5 protein-coding genes are annotated in these 4,982 nt (G+C 64.9%); 1 reads left to right on the forward strand and 4 read right to left on the reverse strand.

Features of this window, described 5'->3' with window-relative positions; translation table 11 throughout:
• The 4 genes from EB084_19310 to ftsA all read right to left on the reverse strand — a co-directional run.
• Positions 1 to 1,086: phosphopentomutase (locus EB084_19310; protein NDD30412.1), on the reverse strand; the 1,086-nt coding region annotated here is incomplete at its 3' end.
• 62 nt (positions 1,087 to 1,148) lie between these two features.
• Positions 1,149 to 1,700: a transcriptional repressor NrdR gene (gene nrdR, locus EB084_19315; protein ID NDD30413.1), complete on the reverse strand. Its 552-nt coding sequence runs from the start codon at positions 1,698 to 1,700 to the stop codon at positions 1,149 to 1,151.
• Between the two features lie 99 nt (positions 1,701 to 1,799).
• Positions 1,800 to 2,900 carry a cell division protein FtsZ gene (gene ftsZ, locus EB084_19320; protein NDD30414.1) on the reverse strand — a complete coding sequence of 367 codons (1,101 nt, stop codon included), beginning with the start codon at positions 2,898 to 2,900 and terminating at the stop codon, positions 1,800 to 1,802.
• Positions 2,901 to 3,021: 121 nt separating this feature from the next.
• Positions 3,022 to 4,332 (reverse strand): cell division protein FtsA, encoded by a 1,311-nt coding sequence (ftsA, locus tag EB084_19325; GenBank protein NDD30415.1) that lies wholly within the window; start codon positions 4,330 to 4,332, stop codon positions 3,022 to 3,024.
• 413 nt (positions 4,333 to 4,745) lie between these two features.
• Between ftsA and EB084_19330 the strand changes: the two genes are divergently transcribed.
• A partial coding sequence (locus EB084_19330) for a hypothetical protein (protein NDD30416.1) occupies positions 4,746 to 4,982 on the forward strand: 237 nt, incomplete at its 3' end.

Below are 4,982 nucleotides of genomic sequence, written 5' to 3' on the forward strand. Positions count from 1 at the left end.
CGTTCCCAGGTCTTGTCCGGACTTGAGACCTGGCCCCCAGACCATGAGCGGAACGTATTCCCGCGTGTGGTCGGTGGAAGAGAGAATGGTGGGATCACAGCCGTGGTCTGCCGTGATGAAGAGGGCGTCTGAGGTCGTCATGCTCTCCATGATGCGGGGAAGGAAGGAATCGAGCTCGAGCAGCGCCTTGGCGTAGCCGTCTGCATCGTTGCGATGCCCGAAGAGCATGTCGAAATCAACCAGGTTGGTGAAGATGAGGCCCGGCGACGAGTCTTTCTTGAGAACGTCGAGCGTCACCTCGAGGCCGTCGAGGTTGTTCTTCATCTTGTGCGATTCGGTGATGCCGATGCCGTTGTAGATGTCCTTGATCTTGCCGACGCCCGTCACCTTTCTGCCAGACGCCGCGATGCGCGAGACCGCGGTCTCTCCCGGAGGATCGACGGCGTAGTCGCGACGGCGGTAGGTGCGCGTGAAGGCGCCGGGCTGTCCGACGAAGGGCCTGGCGATCACGCGGCCCATCTGATAGGGGCCCACGAGCTGCGCGCGCGCGATCTCACAGATGCGGTACAGCTCGTCGATGGGAATGACCTCTTCGTGGGCGGCCACCTGGAACACGCTGTCGGCAGAGGTGTACACGATGGGCTTTCCCGTGCGCATGTGCTCTTCGCCAAGCTCGGAGATGATGTCTGTTCCGCTCGCTGCCTTGTTGCCGAGCGTGCCACGCCCGATGGCCTCTTCGAACGGCTTCATGATCTCTGGTGGGAAACCGTCAGGGAAGGTCACGAACGGGACCTGGGTCACCAGGCCGGTCATCTCCCAGTGCCCGGTGATGGTGTCCTTGCCGGCCGATTTCTCGAGCATGCGCCCATACGAGCCTTCCGGACGGTCGAGGGGATCGACGCCTTTCACACGGTGCAGGTTGCCCAGGCCCAGACGGCGCAGGGTCGGCAGGTTCAGGCCGCCGGCGCGTGCGGCTACGTGACCGATGGTGTCGCTGCCTCTGTCACCGTACTCGCCGGCGTCGGGCATCTCGCCCACGCCTCCACTGTCGATCACGAGGATCACGGCGCGCTTCAGCTCTGTCATGGGGGCCCTCCGTCACAGAGGCTGCCTCGCGCCAGATGGCTTCAGGCCGCGCGACAGACCTCTCAGCTCTTCGGGCGGCGCCTGCGCAGTCCACCCTCGTCGTCTTCGTTCGGCGTCGTGCGGGAGGCTTCCTCGCCGCGCCGGACGCCCGCCGCGGTGTGCGGTGCGTGCTGCAGCTGGCGAAGCTCCTCGGCGAACTTCTCGAGGTCTTGGAAGTCCTTGTAGACCGACGCGAATCGAACGTATGCAACGGGGTCGAGGCGTTTGAGGTAGCGCATGACCATGTCGCCGATCTCCACCGACGAGATCTCGCTCTCTCCCCGCTGGCGAAGCTCTCGTTCAACCGTGTTCACCAGCGCTTCCTTCTGCGCGCTGGAGATCGGGCGCTTCTCGCAGGCCTTGTGGATTCCGCTCAAGACCTTGGCACGCTCGAAGCGCTCACGTCGCATGTCTTTCTTGACGACAACGACGGGCGCTTCTTCGTAGCGCTCATACGTGGTGAAGCGCCGATTGCATCCGGCGCACTCGCGCCGCCGGCGAATGGTTGTGTTGTCGTCGGTCTCGCGCGAGTCGTGCACCCGAGTCTCGTGGTGCTCACAGAAGGGGCATTTCATCTTGCGGCTCCGGAGGATTCCCGCGGCTGCGTCTGGGCGCGCGATCACAAGAGAGGCGGGTGGCCCTCGTGTGACCTGCGCCTCAGGCGCGTGACCCGGCTAGTTGCGTCTCTCGCTCCGACGGATCCAGGCGGGGACCTCGATCTCGTCGCGCGGGCCCTGTGTTGCCTGGAACGCGAACGGCATGTCTGCCGTTGAATCGGCCTTTGCGGGCTCGTCGCTGGCTTGTGGACGGAAGTTGAAGCCCGTGGCCAGCACGGTGATCCGGATCTCGTCGTTCAGGCGCTCATCGACGAGGGCGCCGAAGATGATGTTGGCCTCTGGGTCAACCGCGTTCGAGATGATGGCCGCCGCCTCGTTGACCTCTTGCAGCGACATATCCTTGCACCCCACGATGTTGAAGAGAACGCCGCGGGCGCCGTCGATGGAGGTCTCGAGGAGCGGGCTCTGAATCGCGGATTCAGCCGCCTTCTGGGCACGGTTGTCGCCCTTGCCCATGCCGATGCCCATGAGCGCGGAGCCCGCGTTGCTCATGATGGCCTGGATGTCGGCGAAGTCGACGTTGATGAGGCCGGGCACCGTGATGATGTCGGAGATGCCCTGCACGCCCTGCCTCAAGATGTCGTCTGCAATCTTGAACGTCTCGGTGATGGGATAGCGCGGATCGACGATGCGGAGGAGGCGGTCATTTGGAATGGTGATGAGTGCGTCGACCTGTTCGGCCAGCTGGGCGATGCCCTTCTCGGCCGCCTGCATGCGGATGCGCCCCTCGAACGTGAACGGGCGGGTGATGACGCCCACCGTGAGCGCCCCGGCCTGCTTTGCCAGCTTGGCGACCACGGGTGCCGCGCCCGTGCCCGTGCCGCCGCCCATGCCGGCCGCGATGAAGACCATGTCGGCCCCTTCGAGCGCTGCCTGGAGGTCATCTGCGCTCTCTTCCACGGCTTGACGCCCGATCTCGGGGTCGGAACCTGCGCCAAGACCGCGGGTGACGTTCGTGCCGATGTGGATGCGCTGGTCGGCATCGCAGAGGAACAGCGCCTGCGCGTCGGTGTTCACGGCAATGAACTCGACGCCCTTGAGGCCTACCGCGATCATGCGGCTCACCGCGTTGCAGCCGGCGCCGCCGACGCCGACCACCTTGATGCCTGCGAACTGCTCCAGGCCGCCCTCGTGGGGGACATCCTTGGACGCTGTCATACCCGAGACCCCTTTCTACTGGACGAAAACACAGGAGACTGACGCACGACGACTGGTTTCTTGTGAGGGAGCGGGCCGGCGTCGCGAGACGTGGGCCCGCTCGGGTCGCCTCTCTCGCAGGTCAGAAAACGTACTCTCGAAGCCAGGTGACGAAGTTCTGAAAGACTTTGTTGACCTGGGAAGTTCGCGTCTCCTGGGGCTTTCCCTTCATCACGCCAAGGCCGTAGACGAGCAGACCGATGCCTGCCGAGTACGCCGGGTTGCGCAGATGGGGCGGCAGTCCCTGAATCGCCTCCGGGCTCGCCACGCGCACCGGGAGATCGAGGGCGCGTTCGGCCACCCAGGCAATTCCGTTCATCTGCGCCACGCCACCGGTGAGCACAACGCTTGCGGGACGGCTGCCCTGACGGCTCAGGTTGTTGATCTGCGCCTTCAGCCAGTCGAAGATGTCCATCAGGCGCATGTCGATGATCTCCGAGAGCTCGCTCACGCGCACCGGCTGCGGTTGCACCGATGAGAGCGAGGTCACCGCGATCTCGCGCTCCGGGATGTGGAGCTCGCCGGACGGATCGCTGTCGACGTCGTCCGGCGTGAGGCCCTTCGACGCCGCCGCGCTGGCGCAATCGATCTTCCACGCGAGCCCCTCTTCGGCGACGAGCCGCTCAGCCTCTTGCATGGGGACGCGGAGCGCGGTGGCCACGTCGTAGGTGATGTGGTAGCCACCGACGCACAGCACGTCGGTGTGGCGCAGATGCCCGTCCTTGAAGACGGCCAGGTCGGTGGTTCCGCCGCCGATGTCGACCATGGCCACGCCGAGCTCCTTCTCCTCGTCACGAAGAACGCCGAGGCTGGTCGCCACAGATGAGACCACCATGCCGCTGTTCTCCTCGAGCTCGAGATCGGCTCTTTCGAGGCACGTGAGAAAGTCTTGCAGCTTCGAGGCGGAGGCGGTGATGATGTGGGTGTCGACCTGCAGCAGCAGGCCGCTCAGGCCGACGGGGTTCTTGATGCCGGCGAGGCCGTCGACGGAGAAGCCCTTGGGAATGACGTGCAACATGCGACGGTCTTCCGGGATGCCGACCATGCGCGCGTTGTCGGTCACACGCTGCACGTCGCTCTCCTGGATGACCCGGCCTTGACCGCTCGTGGCCACCGACCCGCGGCTGGTCAGGTTTGTGAGGAAGTCGCCGGAGAGATTGAGGAAGCATCGCTGCACGGTCGTACCCACCTGGCCTTCCGCCTCGCCCACCGCGGAGCGGATGGCCTGGGTCGCCTCTTCGATGTCGACCACCGCGCCGCGTCGGGTGCCGCGGTTGGGAGAGACACCCATGCCGATGATCTCGAGATCTCCCTTGGGACCCGCTTCGGCGATGGTGCAGCAGACCTTCGTCGTTCCGACATCGATGGCAGCCAGGCGCAGCTTCTTCTTCACGGCAGTCTCCTCTCACGCGCGGCGCCCACTGTGACGACGCGCGGTCACACGATCGGCCCTTGCGTGCGGGATGAACGGTCAGACGGCGTCAAGAGCAGCGTCGCCCCGACACGATCTCGTCGGGGGGCTGTGTGACGTGGCTGCGCATCGCAGGGCACAGATCGCGAACAAAATTCAATTCGCGCTTGCGGGAGCAGAACCCTGCCATGCTTCGCACTTTTTCAGGGGAAAGTGCGGCGCCGGTGAGGTCGGGACAAGCGACGCATCAGACCGTTTCAGCGCCTTTGCGCTCCGCAAAGAAAAATTTATTTCTGCCGTTGGAACTTTCGTCGTGAGCGCCTGAGTCTAGTGCTCGTTGACAGGGTCTAGAGCCCCGCGACAACCCATCAAACCATCGAAGGAAGACCGCTTCAATGAAGAAGATCATTGTGAACACCCTCGCCCTCGCCGCCCTCCTGTTCGGCGCCACTTTCGCCCCGGTGAGCGCTGCTCCGGCCGCCGCTCCTGCCGCCCCGGCGAAGACCGACGCGAAGGCCCCCGCGAAGGCCCCCGCGAAGACCGACGCGAAGAAGCCTGCCGCCAAGACCGACGCCAAGAAGCCTGCCGCCAAGACCGACGCCAAGAAGCCGGCCGCCAAGACCGACGCCAAG

This window comes from Pseudomonadota bacterium, assembly GCA_010028905.1.
Lineage (GTDB): Bacteria > Vulcanimicrobiota > Xenobia > RGZZ01 > RGZZ01 > RGZZ01.

Excerpts from the sequence above, each read along its gene's own strand:
- nrdR (NDD30413.1), bottom strand. The coding sequence starts at position 1,700 with ATGAAATGCCCCTTCTGTGAGCACCACGAGACTCGGGTGCACGACTCG.
- ftsZ (NDD30414.1), bottom strand. The coding sequence starts at position 2,900 with ATGACAGCGTCCAAGGATGTCCCCCACGAGGGCGGCCTGGAGCAGTTC.